13 protein-coding genes and 1 other annotated feature are annotated in these 17624 nt (G+C 64.1%); of the genes, 11 read left to right on the top strand and 2 right to left on the bottom strand.

All coding sequences use genetic code 11. The features are described from left to right. The first annotated feature begins 198 nt into the window (after positions 1 to 198). From ACR9FL_RS16035 to ACR9FL_RS15990, 10 genes are all read left to right on the top strand, one after another. Positions 199 to 2004, top strand: a complete 1806-nt coding sequence (locus tag ACR9FL_RS16035) for an AAA family ATPase (protein ID WP_436356345.1) — start codon at positions 199 to 201, stop codon at positions 2002 to 2004. Between the two features lie 504 nt (positions 2005 to 2508). After that, positions 2509 to 2844 carry an ArsR/SmtB family transcription factor gene (locus ACR9FL_RS16030; RefSeq protein WP_436356344.1) on the top strand — a complete coding sequence of 112 codons (336 nt, stop codon included), beginning with the start codon at positions 2509 to 2511 and terminating at the stop codon, positions 2842 to 2844. Positions 2845 to 2851: 7 nt separating this feature from the next. Further along, entirely contained in the window at positions 2852 to 3304 is a 453-nt protein-coding gene (gene arsC / locus ACR9FL_RS16025) for an arsenate reductase (glutaredoxin) (protein ID WP_436356343.1), read from the top strand. After that, positions 3282 to 4367 carry an ACR3 family arsenite efflux transporter gene (gene arsB / locus ACR9FL_RS16020; protein ID WP_436356342.1) on the top strand — a complete coding sequence of 362 codons (1086 nt, stop codon included), beginning with the start codon at positions 3282 to 3284 and terminating at the stop codon, positions 4365 to 4367. The genes arsC and arsB overlap by 23 nt, the downstream gene beginning before the upstream one ends. Continuing rightward, on the top strand, positions 4367 to 4807 hold the full coding sequence (gene arsN2 / locus ACR9FL_RS16015) for an arsenic resistance N-acetyltransferase ArsN2 (protein WP_436356341.1): 441 nt from the start codon (positions 4367 to 4369) through the stop codon (positions 4805 to 4807). The genes arsB and arsN2 overlap by 1 nt, the downstream gene beginning before the upstream one ends. Further along, a complete protein-coding gene (arsH, locus tag ACR9FL_RS16010; protein ID WP_436356340.1) occupies positions 4804 to 5550 on the top strand; it encodes an arsenical resistance protein ArsH in 747 nt (248 codons plus the stop codon). Before arsN2 ends, arsH begins: the two co-directional genes overlap by 4 nt. 125 nt (positions 5551 to 5675) lie before the next feature. After that, complete coding sequence (chrA, locus tag ACR9FL_RS16005; RefSeq protein ID WP_436356339.1) at positions 5676 to 6884, top strand: chromate efflux transporter; 1209 nt, start codon at positions 5676 to 5678, stop codon at positions 6882 to 6884. A 471-nt stretch (positions 6885 to 7355) separates the two neighbouring features. Then, complete coding sequence (gene nhaA / locus ACR9FL_RS16000; RefSeq protein ID WP_436356338.1) at positions 7356 to 8585, top strand: Na+/H+ antiporter NhaA; 1230 nt, start codon at positions 7356 to 7358, stop codon at positions 8583 to 8585. A gap of 95 nt (positions 8586 to 8680) precedes the next feature. Then, positions 8681 to 8734, top strand: a sequence feature (sul1 is cis-regulatory element that is thought to sense ions involved in sulfur or methionine metabolism; They are found in Alphaproteobacteria). Between the two features lie 73 nt (positions 8735 to 8807). Further along, a complete protein-coding gene (locus tag ACR9FL_RS15995; RefSeq protein WP_436356337.1) occupies positions 8808 to 10289 on the top strand; it encodes a SulP family inorganic anion transporter in 1482 nt (493 codons plus the stop codon). 89 nt (positions 10290 to 10378) lie between these two features. Further along, positions 10379 to 10879: a hypothetical protein gene (locus tag ACR9FL_RS15990; RefSeq protein WP_436356336.1), complete on the top strand. Its 501-nt coding sequence runs from the start codon at positions 10379 to 10381 to the stop codon at positions 10877 to 10879. A gap of 195 nt (positions 10880 to 11074) precedes the next feature. Here ACR9FL_RS15990 and ACR9FL_RS15985 read toward each other — a convergent pair whose 3' ends face one another. Continuing rightward, positions 11075 to 12238, bottom strand: coding sequence for a tyrosine-type recombinase/integrase (locus tag ACR9FL_RS15985; protein ID WP_436356335.1), 1164 nt, complete (start codon positions 12236 to 12238; stop codon positions 11075 to 11077). Between the two features lie 477 nt (positions 12239 to 12715). Then, positions 12716 to 14038, bottom strand: a complete 1323-nt coding sequence (locus tag ACR9FL_RS15980; RefSeq protein WP_436356334.1) for an SMP-30/gluconolactonase/LRE family protein — start codon at positions 14036 to 14038, stop codon at positions 12716 to 12718. Between the two features lie 289 nt (positions 14039 to 14327). Here ACR9FL_RS15980 and ACR9FL_RS15975 point away from each other — a divergent pair, with 289 nt between their 5' ends. Further along, on the top strand, positions 14328 to 17570 hold the full coding sequence (locus ACR9FL_RS15975) for a TonB-dependent receptor domain-containing protein (protein WP_436356333.1): 3243 nt from the start codon (positions 14328 to 14330) through the stop codon (positions 17568 to 17570). Positions 17571 to 17624 lie beyond the last annotated feature (54 nt).

Genomic DNA, 17624 nt, shown 5'->3' with positions numbered 1-17624 from the left:
CGGACAGCTTGCCCGCCAAATGACCGATGTCACTAAATGGCAAAGGACGTTCTTTGACTCATTGCGGCGGTTCGGAATGACCGCTTTGTGTTTGTGCAGCGAAGTCGATCAGCAAAGAGGCACCTAGGTCGCGAGGTCCACTTCCAGTGGCTAGCATGTGCTTCGCGCCGCGCGCTAAGGTAGCGGCGGGAGGGCCAAATGCTTCAAAGAATAATCGGCATCCGTAACGTCGGACGCTTTCGGAGTTCGGCCGCCCAGCCGAATCCTCAACTGTCTCGTCACGCGTTCATCTTCGGGCCGAACGGCTTCGGCAAGACGACCTTGTGCGCGGTGCTGAGATCCTTGGAGCGGAACGAACCGGCACTGGTGGTAGGTCGCAAGACGCTCGGCGTAGACGCGGCGCAGCAGGTGAACTTGCTATGGTCCGGCGCACAGCGGACGTTCCAGAACGACGCCTGGCCGGGACCTGAGCCGAAGCTCTCAATCTTCGATGGGACCTTCGTCGCGGAGAATGTCCACAGCGGGGACCTAGTCGACGTCGCCAATCGGCGGAATTTGTATCGCGTCGTCGTCGGCCGGAATGGCGTGGGTCTAGCGCGGGAGGAGGCGCGGCTGGGCGAAGCAGGGAGAGCGCTCACGCAGGCCGCGACCGCCGCCGAACGCAGGCTGGAGCCGATGGCTGCCGGCCTCGCGGCCCAGGCCTTCGACCAACTGCCAGCGGATCACGAGCTGGCCGCCAAACTTGCTGACGCGCGTGCCGCGCTGGCCGCGCAGCAGCAGTCGGCGCAGATCCGGGAGCGCGCTGGCCTGCAGGCGGTAACGCTCCCGACGTTGCCAGCGCACTTGAGGGAAATGATGGGTCGCACAATCGACGGGGCCGACCCGGCGGTCGAGCAGCGCGTCGGCGCGCATCTGGCGCGTCACAGGTTCTGCGACGGCGAACGCTGGCTCGAGCATGGGCTTCGTCATTTGACGGACGAGGACGACTGCCCGTTCTGTGCCCGGGACGGTGTCGGTGGGCTGCCTCTGGTTCAATCCTATCGGGCATTGTTCGGAGAGGCTTATCGCGGCTTGCGAGATGAAATCGAGACGCTCGGACAACACATCGATCTGCAGTTCGGAGCCGAGGTCTTTGCCGAGCTTAGGGCGTCGGCGATCGCGAATGGCGCGGCTCGTCAATTCTGGGGCCAGCATTGCGACTTGGGCGAGGACTTGCCCGCCTTGGCCCAGCTGAGGGACGCCTATTTGAGCGTCCATCACAAACTGCGGAGCCTTGTGGAGCGCAAAGCGGCCCGGCCGCTCGAGGTCGTTGATCGGGAGGGGGACATCGCCGAGATCGCTGAGGAGATCCATGCGATCCGAGGCCAGCTAGCGGCCTACAACCGGGCCGTCGATCGGGCCAACGTCACTATTGAGGCGACCCGTGCGCGAACGGCGGCTGCGGATGAGGCCGTCTTGCGCCGCGCGATCAGCGATTTGGAACGGGTGGCTCGCCGGCATGGTCCGGAGGGGGGCGAGGCGAGTCGAGCATGGCGCGAGGCGGTAGAAGCGCGGACGGCGAACAATGCCGCGAAAGCGGCCGTGCGCGCGCAACTGGAGGAGCATTGTCGCCAGGTCGTCAAACCTTATGAGCAACGGATCAACCACTTCCTGCATCTCTTCAACGCCGGCTTTGAGATCGTCGACGTCGACCACGCCTATCCTGGTGGCCTTGCGACCTGCACCTATCGACTGCGGATCGATAACGTCGAAGTGGCTTTAGGCGACGGCCGGACGGGTGACGATCGTCAGAGCTTCAAGAACACGCTGAGTGCGGGCGACCGGACGACGCTGGCGATGGCCTTCTTCCTCGCGGAGCTGGAACGCGAGGCAGATATCGCCGAGCGCGTGGTCGTCTTCGACGACCCCTTTAACAGTCAGGATTCCTATCGGCGTCGCAACACGATTCATGAGATCATGGCGGTGGCCCGCCGTGGTGCCCAAGTCATCGTGCTCGAACAATAGGAAGGACACGAAGGGAGGGTGTGCAAAAACCCCGTTTCTCCAACAACTTCGTAAGCAAGCTTTTTGGTCAGAACCCCCGTGCCACTCATGATGCCACGAGGCGACCGGCGCTCAATCCGCTTCCCGCAAAAGTCGTTGAAAGATAGCACTTTCGAGGCTGGAAGGCGATGCCCCCTCGCAACCGGAATCTGAGCGCCCTTCACACGCCCCGCACACACGCGATTTGCTGATCGGGCGGCTCCATTGGCGCTGGCGCACCGACAGTAATAGTGGCTCCGAATTCCAGTCGCAGAAAAATTCTGGCATTTCCCGCCGTTCGTGGCGGCAATCAGGAATGACGCGTTTGCCGGCCAAACGCGTCAATACGAACGTCACCTACTACTCCGGTAAGGTCAGCCGTTGAGGAACGCATAGCGGCGATCATCAAGAAGGCTCGGCATCTCCGTTGACCTGCCCGACGCGCAGGACTTGCGGTTTTGAAAATAATTCCATATTTTTGGAAGTATGGAATCTGGACCCGCCATCCTCGCCCTCGCCGCTCTGGCGCAGCCCACGCGCCTAGAGACTTTCCGCCTCTTGGTTCGGCATGAACCTGAGGGTCTGCCCGCCGGTGAGATCGCGGACGCCCTCGTGGTTCCCGCCAACACCATGTCTGCGCACCTCGGGGTCCTGTCCCGCGCCGGCCTGATCAGTTCGGAGCGTCGCAGCCGCTCGATCATCTACCGGGCAGACCTGGACCGCCTCCAGGCGCTGGTGCTGTTCCTGCTCAAGGACTGCTGCCAAGGCCGCGCTGAACTGTGCGAGCCGCTGCTGGCTGAACTCAACCCCTGTCGCACCTGAGGCTCCCATGGACGTCGTCATCTATCACAACCCCGCTTGCGGGACGTCTCGCAACGCACTGGCCCTGATCCGCCACGCCGGGATCGAGCCTCATGTCATCGAGTATCTGAAGACGCCGCCCAGCCGCGCTATGATCATGGCCCTAGTCGAGCGCATGGGCGTCCCGCTGCGCAGCCTGCTGCGCGAGAAGGGCACGCCCTTCGCCGAACTTGGGCTGGGCGATCCCGCCCTGACGGACGATCAACTGCTGGACGCCATCGAAGCCCATCCGGTTTTGCTGAACCGTCCGATCGTGCTCTCGCCGCTAGGCGTGAAGCTGTGCCGGCCGTCCGAGGCGGTTCTCAACCTCCTGCCGTCCGAGGGCCTGAAGCCCTTCACCAAGGAGGACGGCGAAGTCGTCATCGACGCCGAGGGGCGGAGGGGCGGAGGGTCCGCTGATGGTCAATGCCGTGATTACTGAACAGCCGAAGCGCCGCCTGTCCTTCCTGGATCGCTGGCTGACATTGTGGATTTTCGCGGCAATGGCGTTCGGCGTGCTGCTAGGCACGGTTATGCCGGGCCTTCCCACTTGGATCGACGGCCTGTCGATCGGCACGACCAATATCCCCATCGCCATCGGCCTGATCCTGATGATGTATCCGCCGCTGGCGCGGGTGAAATACGAGGAACTGCCGCGCGTTTTCGCCGACAAGCGCGTGCTGGTGCTCTCCCTGTTCCAGAACTGGGTGCTGGGGCCGGTGCTGATGTTCGTCCTGGCGGTCATCTTCCTGCGCGATCAGCCGGAGTACATGACCGGCGTCATCTTGATCGGCCTGGCCCGCTGCATCGCCATGGTGCTGGTCTGGAACCAGTTGGCGCGCGGCGACAACCAGTATGTGGCGGGTCTGGTCGCCTTCAACTCGATCTTCCAGATCGCCTTCTTCAGCCTCTACGCCTGGCTCTTCCTGACCGTGCTGCCGCCCCTGTTCGGGCTCGAGAGCAGCGTGGTGGACGTCAGCATCTGGACCATCGCCGCCGCCGTCCTGGTGTACCTGGGCCTGCCCTTCCTCGGCGGCTTCCTGACCCGGCGCACCCTGGTCGCGAGAAAGGGGAACGACTGGTACGAGACGCGCTTCCTGCCGCGTATCGCGCCGATCACCCTGATCGCCCTGCTGTTCACCATCGTCGCCATGTTCAGCCTCAAGGGCGGCGAGGTGGTCGCCCTGCCGCTGGACGCCCTGCGCATCGCCATCCCGCTGACGATCTACTTCTTCGTCATGTTCGTGGTCAGCTTCCTGATGGGACGGCTGATTGAGGCGGACTATCCGCGCACCACGGCCCTGGCATTCACTGCCGCCTCCAACAATTTTGAACTGGCGATCGCCGTCGCCATCGCGGCGTTCGGGCTGGCCTCGCCGGTCGCCTTCGCCGCCGTCATCGGCCCGCTGGTCGAGGTGCCGGTGCTGATCCTTCTGGTGTCCGTCGCCCTGCGACTGGGTCGCCGCTACTTCCCCGCGACCGCCCCAAAGAAGGATGCCTGCTGATGGCCTTCAACGCTGTGGTGTTGCCCGAGCCCACCTCCGACCTGATCGCCGCGCTGGAGGCCGCCGGGTTGCCGACGGACGATCTCCATCAGCCCGGCCGATGCTTTTACCGCTTCGCGGACGACGCCGGGCTGATCGGCTACGGCGGATTGGAACAGGTCGGGCCAGACGTCCTGATCCGCTCCATCGCCGTCATCGACGACCGTCGGAACGCCGGCCACGGCGCAGCGATCCTGTCCTGGCTGGAAGCCAGCGCGGCCGAGCAGCAGGCGCCGGGTCTCTACCTGCTCACGACCTCGGCGACCGCCTTCTTTGAGCGGCACGGCTACGTCGTACTGCCGCGTTCGGCGGCGCCGCCCGCCGTCACCGCCTCCCGGCAGTTCAGCACCCTGTGCCCGGCCTCGGCGGCTTTCATGTTTAAGGAGTTGCGTACCCAATGACCCGCCTTCGCGTCCTGCCCGATCCTGACCACTTGCCCGCACTCGACCCGGCCTACCTGTCCAGCCGGCCGGCGCGGGGCCTCGGTCCGAACGATCATCCGCCCCGTATCCTGCTGCTCTACGGCTCGCTGCGAGATCGATCCTTTTCCCGCCTGTGCGTCGAAGAGGCCGCGCGCCTTCTGCGCGTCATGGGCTGCGAGACGCGCATCTTCGATCCGTCCGACCTGCCGCTGACCGATCAGGTCGACTACGACGACCATCCCGCCGTCCACGAACTGCGCGAACACGCCCTGTGGTCGGAAGGCATGGTCTGGAGCAGCCCGGAGCGCCACGGCCAGATTTCCGGGATCATGAAACTCCAGATCGATCACCTGCCGCTCAGCATGGGCGGCATGCGTCCGACCCAGGGCCGCACCCTGGCGGTCATGCAGGTCTCCGGCGGCTCGCAGAGTTTCAACGCCGTCAACACCCTGCGCCTGCTCGGCCGCTGGATGCGGATGATCACCATCCCCAACCAGTCCAGCGTGGCCAAGGCCTTCATGGAGTTCGACGACGACGGCCGAATGAAGCCGTCCAGCTACTATGACCGCATCGTCGATGTGATGGAGGAATTGGTGCGCTTCACCGTCCTGACCCGCGCCCATGCCGACCAGTTGGTGGACCGCTATTCGGAGCGAAAGGCCTCAGACACGCCAATCGATGCGGTCAACGACCTGTCCGCCATCGCGATCAGATCAGCTTGACGCCTAGTCGGCCCCTCGTAGCAGTCGGCATCGGAGACGAGCCGAGGAACTGTTGATGGCATGGGACGGAAGCCATAGTGCTCCACCGTGATTCAAGCGTCGTGTCGATTGACGGAAGCCAGATGATGTCCAACGGCCCTGACGATCTTCGTCCCCCGCATCTGAGCTATGGCGCCCTCTTCCTACAGTTCCTGCGTTTCGGCGTCCTGGCGTTCGGCGGTCCGGTCGCCCAGATCGCCATGATCCGGCACAGGCTGATCGACAAAGGCCGGTGGATGTCGAGCGAGCGCTTCAACCGGCTGCTCGCCGTTCTTCAGGTCCTGCCCGGCCCGGAGGCCCACGAACTCTGTGTCCACCTGGGCATGAGGGCGCGAGGCCGTATCGGCGGCGTCCTCGCCGGACTCGGGTTCATGCTGCCCGGCCTCGTTCTGATGTTGGTTCTGGCCTGGCTCTATTTCTCGATCGGCGTGAAGTCGGGCTGGATGACCAGCGCCTTCATCGGGGTTCAGATCGCTGTCCTGGCCGTGATCGTGCGGGCCGCCCACCGGATCGGCCGGCACGTCATGATCGACCGTAGCCTCTGGATCATCGGCGCCGCCAGTTGCTCAGCCTCGCTGCTGGGCGTGAGTTTCTGGCTGATCCTGCCGGCGGCCGGCCTGGCCTACGCCCTGGCCCAAAGGGGCCGCCGCGTTACAGCGGTCGCGCTCTTCATCCTGACGCTCTCGATCGGTCTGGCGGCGCGCTACTGGCTCAACGACCACAGCGCCCCCCTTGTCACGGCGGCGGCCCTCGCGCCGATGAGCGCGTCCGTCGCCGCTCTTTTCTTCACCGGTCTGAAAGCGGGCCTACTGACCTTCGGCGGCGCCTACACCGCCATCCCGGTCATGCGGGCCGACGCCGCAAGAGGCGGTTGGATCAGCGACGGCCAGTTCCTGGACGGCGTCGCCCTGGCTCAGGTGATCCCGGCGCCTCTCATCATCTTCGGAACCTTCGTCGGCTACGCCGGCGGCGGATTTTCGGGCGCGCTGGCGCTGACGGCCGGCATCTTCCTTCCGGCCTTCAGCTTCTCCCTCATCTTTTATGATCGCCTGGAACTGGTCCTCGAGAACAAGTCGCTGCACGCCCTGCTGGACGGCGTCGCTGCCGCCGTCGTTGGCCTGATCGTCGCCACCGTCCTTCAACTGGGAGCCTCTTTGGTCGACACGGCTCCATACTGGCCGCTCGCACTGGCGATCTTCGGTGCCGCCCTCGTCGCCGCCTATCGCTGGCGGGCGCAACTGGCGATACCCATCACGCTGGTTCTGGCCGGTGTGGCGGGAACCCTCGCCTTCTGAGGGCCTCGCAGCGAGGCTTTCCAGATGCGGTAGAGCGTCCTCTGCCATCGCGATCAGGTCGGCTTAGCGCAGGCAGCGGTCATTGGCTCATCGCCGCCAGTTTCTGGGCCCCGCCAGAACCGATCAACTGCGGCAGCCAGCCAGCCCTCTTCGCGCAAGGCTCCGATCCGTGCGCGCGAGCCAGGCGCCTCCAGACCGCCGGTCAGGCCGCGCCGTGTTTCACGAGGCCCTGAACCGCGAGATGATCCGCTTCTTCAAGACACATCTCTGATCGGCGCGCGGCGGCGGGGTCACCCTGCCGCCTACGGTCGGCAGACCAAGACAGATTGAACTGACGACCGGCGGCCGCATTATCGCAGACAGAAACCAGGTCGTACTGCGGCGAAGCTGAGGTCGCCCGCCGACAAGCCCAGTCCAACGCCCGTCGACAACTTGGTCACGATAGCTTCAGTAGGTCGATTGGAGGCTGCCGTGGCGCACAGACTAACGCTGAGCTTCCTCAAGACCGAAGCCGCGTCCGGCACAGCGATGGCGCTCGCCGCTGTTGCAGCCATCGTGGTCGCCAACTCGCCATGGAGCGGCGACTATTTCACGTGGCTGAAAAGCTATCATGTCCTTCAACTCGGCCCCATTCGCCTGGAGGAGACCATCTCCGACTGGATCAAGGAGGGGTTGATGGCGATCTTCTTCCTCGTCGTCGGGCTAGAGATCAAATACGAAATCATGCGCGGGGAACTCAGCAACCCGAAGAAGTTGGCGACGCCCGTGCTGGCGGCGCTGGGCGGCATGGCGGGACCTTCAGCGGTCTATCTGCTGCTGTCAGGCGCGATCGGGGCTCCACACCAAGGCTGGCCCATCCCCCTAGCGACCGATATCGCCTTCGCCCTAGCCATCTTCAGCCTCATCGGCAGGGGATTGCCATCAGCACTCCGTGTCTTCCTGCTCACCCTGGCCATCGTCGATGATCTGGGCGCTATCGCGCTGATCGCCATCCTTTTCAGCGAGGGCACGCATTGGGTCCCGCTGATGTGGGCGCTGAGTCTGATCTCGATGGGCGGCGTCGTCGCGCACCATGTGCGTATCGCTGCGCCTTTCTGGGTCATGGGCTTTGCGGCGGTCTGGTATCTGACTGTTCTGTCGGGGATCAGTACTTCGCTGACAGCCTTCGCCTTCGCCATGATGGTGCCCATCAAGCCGCGCGGAGATCATCAGAGTCCGCTGAGGGAGGCGATACACGACCTGCACCCCTGGAACGCCTTTCTGGTTCTGCCGCTGTTCGCCTTCGCCAAAGCCGGGATATCCTTTGCCGGCCTGTCAATTGACCAAGCCTTCACGCCGTTGGTGATCGCCATCGCACTGGGGTTGTTCTTCGGAAAACAAATCGGCGTGCTCGGCATGGCCTGGGTCGCTTCGGCTCTGAAAATCGGAGCCCGGCCGACCGGAGCGAGTTGGCTTCAAGTGTATGGCGTGTCGCTTCTGTGCGGCGTCGGCTTCACCATGAGCCTTTTCATCGGCGCGCTGACCTTCCCCGGAGCAGTCGATTCCCCCGAACAGATCGAGGTCAAATTGGGCGTCATCGGCGGGTCAATTCTGTCGGCGATCGCGGCGGCGGCAGTCCTTGGGCTGGCCAGCCGCAAGCGGGAAGTCGATCCAACGGCGCAAGGCCAGGAAGTCGAACTCCATGAGATCGGCAGGGCTTAGGCCGTCACGCGCCGCATGCTGGATGAAATGACAGCCCTTGGTCGGGCACGCCCAACCTTGCTTTCCGGGCCGCATAACCGCAATAGAAGTAGAACTTCGGACTCGACTCGATCGGGTGGCTACCCCGGGCGCCGATCCCTCGGGAAACCCTTAGCGAACCGCAAGACCAGGACCCGCTGATCGCCGGTCCGTTCGCTCAAGCGACAAGACTGACAAAATCGAATGACACTCCTCGCTTCCGCGCGCCAGCAATGGCTCGCCAATCCTCGCCGCGACTTGCTGGCCGGAACCGTTGTGGCGCTCGCCCTGATCCCCGAGGCGATCGCCTTCTCCATCATCGCCGGCGTCGATCCCGCTGTCGGTCTTTACGCCAGCTTCGTCATCGCCGTGACCATCGCCTTCGTCGGCGGACGGCCCGCCATGATCTCGGCCGCGACCGGGGCCATGGCCCTGCTGATGGTCACGCTCGTGCGCGATCATGGCCTCGAATATCTGTTCGCCGCCTCGATCCTATGCGGCGTCTTCCAGATCGTCATCGGTCTGCTGAAACTGGGCCGCTACATCAAATTCGTCAGCCGCAGCGTCATGACAGGCTTCGTCAACTCGCTGGCTATACTGATTTTCTTGGCCCAGATGCCCGAACTGATCGGCGCAAACTGGCAGACCTTCGCCCTGGTGGGGGCGGCCCTTGTGATCATCTACGGCTTCCCCCGGCTGACCAGGGCCGTGCCCTCGCCGCTAGTGGCCATCGTTCTGATCAGCGCATTCGTGATGATGACCGGCCTGGATGTCCGCACGGTCGGCGACATGGGCCAGATGCCCTCGACGCTTCCGATGTTCCACCTGCCGGCAGTCCCGCTCACATGGGAGACCTTCGCCATCATCGCGCCCATTTCGGCGACCCTGGCCTTCGTCGGCCTGCTGGAGAGCCTGCTGACGGCGAACCTGATCGACGACCTGACCGACACGCCGTCAAACAAGGACCGCGAGACGCGCGGCCAGGGCATTGCCAACATCCTCTCGCCTCTGTTCGGCGGCATGGCGGGCTGCGCCATGATCGGCCAATCGATCATCAACGTGACGTCTGGCGCGCGGGGCCGGTTATCAACCCTCTGGGCCGGGCTGTTCCTCTTGTTCCTGATCCTGGTGCTTCAGGACTGGGTCGCGCGGATTCCTATGGCGGCCCTTGTCGCGGTGATGATCATGGTCTCGATAGGGACCTTCGACTGGGGTTCTGTGCTTAAGCTACGATCGACGCCGTTCCAGTCCTCCATCGTCATGCTCGCCACAACCATGACCGTCGTCGCCACCCATGACCTGTCCAAGGGGGTCGTGCTGGGCGTGATCCTCTCGGCCGTCTTCTTCATGCGCAAGGTCGGTAAGACCGTGGTCGTCGAGGAAATCGAAACGCCGGAAGACGGCGTGCTGCGCTATCGCATTTCGGGACAACTCTTCTTCGCCTCGGCCGATGTCTTCGCAGCGGCCTTCGAGCATCACGGCAACCCCAAGCGCGTCGAGATCGACATGACCGACGCGCATCTGTGGGACCTGACCGGGGTGGCAGCCGTCGACAAGGTCGTCTTCCGCTACCGCAGACAGGGCGCGGAGGTCGAGGTCATCGGCATGAACGCGGCTGGACAGACGCTGGTGGATCGGGTCGGCCGTCACGACAAAGACCATCTTCCTGTCGGGCTGTCGCATTGAGTATGCTCCCGCAGCGGTTAAGCATCGGGTCGGTGGCTCGCTACAGGGCCGTGATCGAGGCCGTCGAGCGCCAGCGACGATCTGACCATGTGGCCGACACCATCGGCCTGCTCGACCGCAAGAACGACGACGCCTTGGCCTTCCTCGATACGGTAAGCCGGGAATTGCGGATATCGGAGGTCGAGTTGTTCGACATCATTCTGGTCGAACAACCGCGAGGGCATCGGCGAGAACCCGACTTCATCGCCCTCAAGGCGCGGCTCGCGACCCAAGGTCTGATCCTGCTGCGACGCCGAACCCGTCTGTCGCGTTGGTGCGGACGTTTGCTGGCGCGCCGTCGCGATGATGGTACCCGAAGTGCATTCGGAACCGGACATGACCGCCGCGAGGCCGCTCTGCGACGCGCCGGCCTCTATCTGAGCCCTCTGCGCCTGCCTACCGCCAACGGGAACGAGCAATGGCTGGTCGCCTCGACCGCGCCGCTCGACGACAATCGGTTTCGGGATCAGATCGGCCGAGTCGCGATGAATTATCTTCGATCGTTGACGCCGGTGACCGTCGGGCTTGGGACCGTCTGGCCGACCTTGTAGTTCAAACGTCATTCAACACCACGCAGCGCCCTTTCGACACGACTGGCCGACGCCGAACCTGTTTCACTCTTCGACGGCGTCGGTCCGCGTGCGGGCGAGCAGCAACTCTATGCGCTTTAGGGCCTGAAGCACCCGATGGGCATGCATGGTCGACCGTCATTCAACATGAGAGGGCTATCTGGAGGTGGCCCAGCTTCACCCCAGCGCTGACGCCAGCCGTTCAGCGATCCGCGTCGCCGCTTCTCTCACCGGGTGGTCGGCCAGGTGCGCATACCGGGCGGTGGTCTGAACCTGCGTGTGCCCCAATAGCTTGCCGATCATCGGCAAGCCTTCGCCCGCCAATACGCCGTCCGAGGCATAGGTGTGGCGAAGGTCGTGAATGCGGACATCCTCCAGTCCGGCAGTCTTACGAATGCGCCGCCACGGATGCTGGAGATCGGTAAGGTGGGTTCCTTCCAGCTTGCCGACGATGACGTAGGGATTGCCGTCAACCTCAGGCAGCTTGCGCAGCAGTTCGACGACGGCGTCGCCCAGGTAGACAGTCTTCGGCCCGGTCTTGCTGTCCGGCAGCCGGAAGCGACCAGCCCTGAAGTCGATATAGCCCCACTTCAGTGTCTGGATTTCGCGCAGACGGCAGCCGGTGAGCAGCAGCAGTCTGAAGGCGGCGACAGCGAAGCGGCTTTCCGCGCCTGTGAGCTCGGCCTCCTGGAGGGCCGCGCCCAGGCGCTCGATCTCTTCGGGCGACAGGAAGCGCTCGCGCTTGCGTTCGGGGAAGGCCTTCACGTCGTCACAAGGGTTGGTGCGCTTGTCCCGCATGCCCCAGACCTCGGCCAAGTTCATCATTTTGGAGAGAACGCCCAGCACCCGGTTCGATTGATAGGGCGTGTGCGCATACTTCCCGTGCAACTCCGCTACGTCGGCCGAGGTCACCGTCCGCACCCGTTGCTTGCCAAAGAAGGGGTTGATGAAGAACTCAACGGCGCGCCTGTACTCGTATTCGGTGGTCGGTTTGCAGCGGACTGCGACGTGCTCTTTCAGAAATCGGTCGCCCAGTTCCTGAACCGTGGCGGCCTGACGCTCCATGTCGCGCAGCGTTGCCGGATCATCCCCGCCGCCACGCACGGCGCCCAACATACGGTTAGCCTCACGCCGCGCGACCTCAGCTGTGATCAAGCCATGCTGGCCCAGCGCCATGCGACGGGTCCGGCCATGTCGCCGATACTGGATCAGATAGAAGCGTTTGCCGTTCGGCATCACGCGGACGCCGAACCCCGGCAGTTCGCCATCGAATACGATGTAGTCTTTGGCGCGCACCTCAAGGCGTTCCACCACGCGCTTGCTCAACTTCTCGCCGGCCATCTCCAAGTCCTTTCACAGCGAGCTCGCCGCCCTTCGGGCCGGGCAATCCGTGGAAGCAAGACGGAAGCGGTCGGCGGAAAAGCAGGGCGAAATAGATCGCAGGAACGGTGATTCAGATTGGCGGTGCGGTCAATAGAAAGTCAGGCGTAGTAGGGGTTTGGAGTTCAATAAGAGGCGCAATCGATAAATGTGAAAACAGTATAAATCGTCCTCATAACCTGAAGGTCGCAGGTTCAAATCCTGCTCCCGCACCCAAAACATCAAAGCCCCGCTGCCATCCGCCGCGGGGCTTTCTGTCGTCTGGCGCTGCGCTGGTGCGGCGCAGGGGCGCTGTGTACTCCCACCGTAACCTTCCGAAAGCACGTTCCGATCTAGCCGCCCAAGCACATGGTCTGCGCCCGCTTCAGGCGGCGTTCGACTTCCAACGGGGAGCTGTCCACACATGGCGCTTGCTGACCCGGAGAGTGAGGCTCGGGGTTAGTCCAGTCTTAATCGCGCGATGATCGCTGGCTGCGGCTCGGCGGTCCGTAGCGCGCCGTCCGGGGCGAAATCGTTCCATTGAGATCGACTGACGAAGACCAGATGGCCATCGTGCAGCAGTCCGGTGGTTGGTTGGTTGATCTGGGGCAGGTTGGCGGCGAGAACTTCGACCCGAACGATGCGAGTCCAGTCGGCGCTCGGCGTCAACTTCAGCACGCGCTGGGGCGCGACGCCGTTCTGCAGGCCGTAGAGAACGCTGCCGTCGCTGATCAGGCCGTCGATGCCGATCAGGACCGCTTCTGACGGCGCCGCCATGCGGACGGGCATGTCGCCGTTCAGCGGCGCGCTCCACAGGCCGGAAGAATAATCCGCAGCGATGAGGGCTGTGCCGTCAGGCGTGATCGCCATGCCCTGAGGCGACCCCAGGCGTCCCTCTGGCAGGAAGAGTTCCAACGCCGCGCCGTCTGGCGGCAGGCGATAGATCCGCCCCGCTAGGCCGTCGGCGACATAGACGGCGCCCTCGGCGTCGCGCACCAAATCACCCGGGCCGTGCTCTCGTCCATCCGCGGCCACGGGATAGGTCGCGCGCACGGCGCCTGTCGCGGGATCGATCGCCAGCAGCGCGGCCGGGCCGGGCTCGCTCCGGCCGTGGGTCGCAGGAGGAACCGGGCTGCTGACGGCCCAGAGCACGCCGCGCTCGACGTCATGGCTCAGGCCTAGAACGCCCTCGACAGGCGCGGCCTTGCTTAGGAAGCCGGAAACGCGGCTGTCGTCATGCAGGGTTGCAACATCCCGGCCGGCGACGCGTGAAACGAACCAGGCTTGGCGAGCCTCGTCGCGCGCCAGGCTCTCGATCAGACCAGCGCCGGCTACGGTCGCCACGATCGACAGGCGGTCCGCCCCCTTGGGCGCGCGGTTGGCTTCGATCTGCGCCGCAGCCTCGGCGAAGCCTGGCGTCTGAGACAGGGATGACAGGGCGGCGTCACGTTCCAGGTTCATCACCAGCCCGGCGCGGGCGTAGCGGGTCAGCTGGGCCACGGCTTCTGCGGCGTCGCCCTGTGCGGCGGCGGTGCGGGCGCGCAGGACGATCAGGCCGGGATGGTTCGGGACCCTGGTTTCGGCCTGCCGCAGGCGGTCGGCGGCGAGGGAGAGGTCGCCCGCGTTCGCCGCCGCCACGGCTTCGGCGCGCAGGCGTCGGAAGGCTGCGACATCGGATTCGTCGACCGGGGCGGCTGCGGTCTCGGCTGGCGCGGCCCGAACATATGAACCCGTCGCCGCTGCGGCGCCGATCACGCAAGCGGCCAGAACCTGCTTCAGCATAGGGTGCCTCATCTCTTGATGAGTTCCTTCTATGTGGAGTTTCGTTAAATTGGAATGGAGTAGTTATTGTCGTGTGTAATTTCGTTGTAGATCCTTTGATATTTGTTGATGTGCAAATAATTTAGTCGTGTCGATAATGATGCTGCAGAAAATGATGTTGATTTCTGGCGATATGAATTCTTGTCGCGTGCGGTTCGAGAGTTGAATGAATGTTGGCGGTGAATGCGCCGCTCATTCAAGCTTGGCCCTGGGGGAAGAATTCAACATGATCGCAAACAAATCTCGGCTCATGAGCACGACGCTGATCGCGGGGCTGACGGCCGTCGCGGCGATCGGTGCGGCTCCGCTCGCCGCTTCGGCCCAGGTCCAGGACGAGCAGGCCACCAATATAGGCGAGGTTGTCGTCACCGGTTCGCGCATCCGTCGCAGCCCGACCAATTCGCCGACGCCCCTGATCCAGATCGGTCAGGAAGAACTGCTGCAGTCGGGCGAGGTCAACGTCATCGACTTCCTGGCCGACATTCCGGCCCTGTCGACCTCGCAGGTGCCGGAAGACACCACGGGCGGCAATCTGAACGACGGCGGCCTGTCGCTGCTGAGCCTGCGCGCCCTGGGCGCCAACCGAACCCTGGTTCTGGTCGACGGTCGTCGTCACGTCGGCTCCCAGCCGGGCAGTCTAGCCGTCGACGTCGACACCATCCCGCGCCTGCTGGTCGCCAGCACCGAAGTCATCACGGGCGGCGCCGCAGCCGTGTACGGCGCTGACGCCGTCTCGGGCGTGGTCAACTTCATCCTGCGCAAGGACTTCGATGGCCTGGAGATCGACGGCTCGATCGCCGAGATCAACCAGGACCATCAGCTGAGCGAGCGCCTCTCGGTCCTGTGGGGCCAGAACCTGATGGACGGCCGCCTGAACTACTATGTGTCGGGCGAATACCAGCGCAACGACGAGGTGCTGGATTCCGACGTCGACTGGCGCCGCGAGTCCTGGGCCCTGATCGGCAACGACGCCGATCCGTCCAGCGCCCCCTCGGACGGCGTCCCGGACCAGATCCTGATCCGCGACGCCCGCACCTATATCCGCGGCACCAACTTCGGCGGCGTCACCATCCTGGCGACGGGCGTCAAGCCGGGCCTCGCCAGCGACCCCGACGTGCCGTTCAACACCTGTTCGGCCACGACCTTCTCGGCGGGTTGTTTCTCGCTGGCGCCGTCGAATCGCTTGGACAACGCCTACCTCTATAATGATCAGGGCCAGTCGCGCCCTGTCACCTTCGGTTCGATCCGTCAGGGCACGGGCTTCAGCCGCTCTGTCAGCAACGGTGGCGAAGGCCAGGTCTTGAACACCGAACAGGGCCAGGCCAGCCGCCTGCCGGAATCGGAGAACTATCGCTTCCAGACCGGCCTGAACTTCGACATCACCGACCGGGTCAGCCTGTTCGCCGAAGCCAAGTATGTCGAGGAAGAAACCTACGACGCCGGCCAGCGCGTCTTCCATGACTTCAACATCCGCGCCCTGGCGCCCAACACCGTCGGCGCCGTCACGGGGACCACAGCCATCGAGCTTGGTCTGGACAACGCCTACCTGCCGGCTGACGTGCGTCAGGCGATCGCCAACAACCGCCGCGACATCTTCAACTCGGCCGGCGTGATCACCAGCACGGTTGCTGACGCCCGCGCTCAGCACAAGCTGTACGGCCCGGCCCGGAACCAGCAGAACACCCGCGACCTGCAACGCTATGTCGTCGGTCTGCGTGGCGACGCTGGCGACATCGGCTTCGTCAAGGACGTCAACTGGGAAGCCGGCTACACCTACGGCGAGATGAACAACTCGAACCGTGAACTGGGCGTGGACGTGGTCCGCTACCAGGCTGCGGCCGACGCCGTCATCGACGTCGCGGGCAAGGTTCACGGCAAGCCGGGCGAAGTCGTCTGCCGCGTGCAGTTGATGAAGGCCAACGGCATCGCTGTGCCGGACGCCGTCATCGGTGGCGTCACCTACTCGCGTCAGGGCGCTGTCATCGACGACTGCTCGCCGGTCCGCGTCTTCGGCCCGAACGGCTTCACCCAGCAAGGCTTGGACTATCTGCAGGCCGCCGTCACGGTGACCGACCAGAACAAGCAGCACGACTTCATGGCCTACTCCTCGGGCAAGCTATGGGACTTCTGGGGCGCCGGTCCGATCGGCGCGTCGATCGGCTATGAGTACCGCAAGGAAATCACCAGCGGCACGGGCCGCGACCGCGACACCGCCGGCCGCTTCCTGTTCCTGAACTCCGGTCCCGACTTCGAAGAAGCCAGCTACGACACCAATGACGTCTTCGCCGAAGTCAGCATCCCGCTGTTCCGCGACAGCTTCCTGGGTCGTTCGGCTGAAATCAGCGGCGCCTATCGCTTCTCGGACTACTCGCACGTCGGTCAGCAAGAGACCTACAGCGGCCAGTTCCAGTGGCGCCCGGTTGATCAGTTCATGTTCCGCGCCACGACCGCCACGGCGATCCGCGTGCCGAACCTGGGCGAAACGCACAGCCCCTACGGCCAGACCTTCGCCAACGGCTTCCTCGACCCCTGCTCGGCCACGGTCATCAACAACCTGGCTGATCGCTCGATCGCCGCCAATCGCGTCACCAACTGCACCGCCCTGGCCAAGGCGGCGGGTCTCAATCTGACCTTCAATGATCCGTCGGCGCCCAATGCCTACCTGCCCAACTACGGCAGCGGCTCGGTCGCGGGTCTGGACGGCGGCAACCCCTTCCTGAAGCCCGAAACCTCGGAAAGCTTCACCGTCGGCGGCGTCTGGACCCCGGACTATCTGCTGCCCAACCTGTCCGTCGTGCTCGACTACTATGATATCGAGATCAACGACGCGATCGATACGGTCGGCGCACAGGACGCCGCCAATCAGTGCGTCAACGGCGACAGCGTCAATGCGGGCGCCTGTGCGACGCAGACACGCGATCCGGCCAGCTTCATGGTGACGAGCTTCATTCAGGGTTCGCTGAACTATGCGGCGCTGACGGCCAAGGGCGTCGACTTCACGGTCGCCTACCGTACCGACATGCCGGAGTTCTTCGGTCGTAACTGGGGCACGTTCAGCCACTCGATCCGCGGCAACTGGCTGATCGAGCAGCACGACTTCGTCAACATCGAGGATCCCGCGGATTCGACCGACTTCGAAGACACCGTCGGCATGCCGCGCGTGCGCTTCCTGTCGACCGTCACCTGGGCGCCGATCGACACCCTGGCCTTCACCTGGGACTGGGATTGGCAGGCCAGCCAGGAAATCTTCGACAAGGACAACATGGTCGCCAACCCCGACCTGTATGCAACCGCCAAGTATCTGGAAACGGGCGACTTCTCGCAGCACGACTTCTCGGTGCGTTGGGCCGCTCGCGACAACCTGACGGTCCGCGCCGGCGTGGTGAACGCCTTCGACGCCGAGCCGGCACGCTGGCTGGGCAATACGACGGCGGACAACTTCGACCTGTTCGGTCGCCGGTTCTTCCTCAGCCTGAACTATCGTCCATTCTAAGCCTGAGGGCATGATCAAGGAGGGGCGGCGGACTTCGGTTCGTCGCCCTTTTTG

This window comes from Brevundimonas sp. CEF1, from assembly GCF_051353055.1.
Lineage (GTDB): Bacteria > Pseudomonadota > Alphaproteobacteria > Caulobacterales > Caulobacteraceae > Brevundimonas.
Note: the sequence above shows the minus strand (reverse complement) of the source record. Positions and strands in the feature narration are given on the sequence as shown.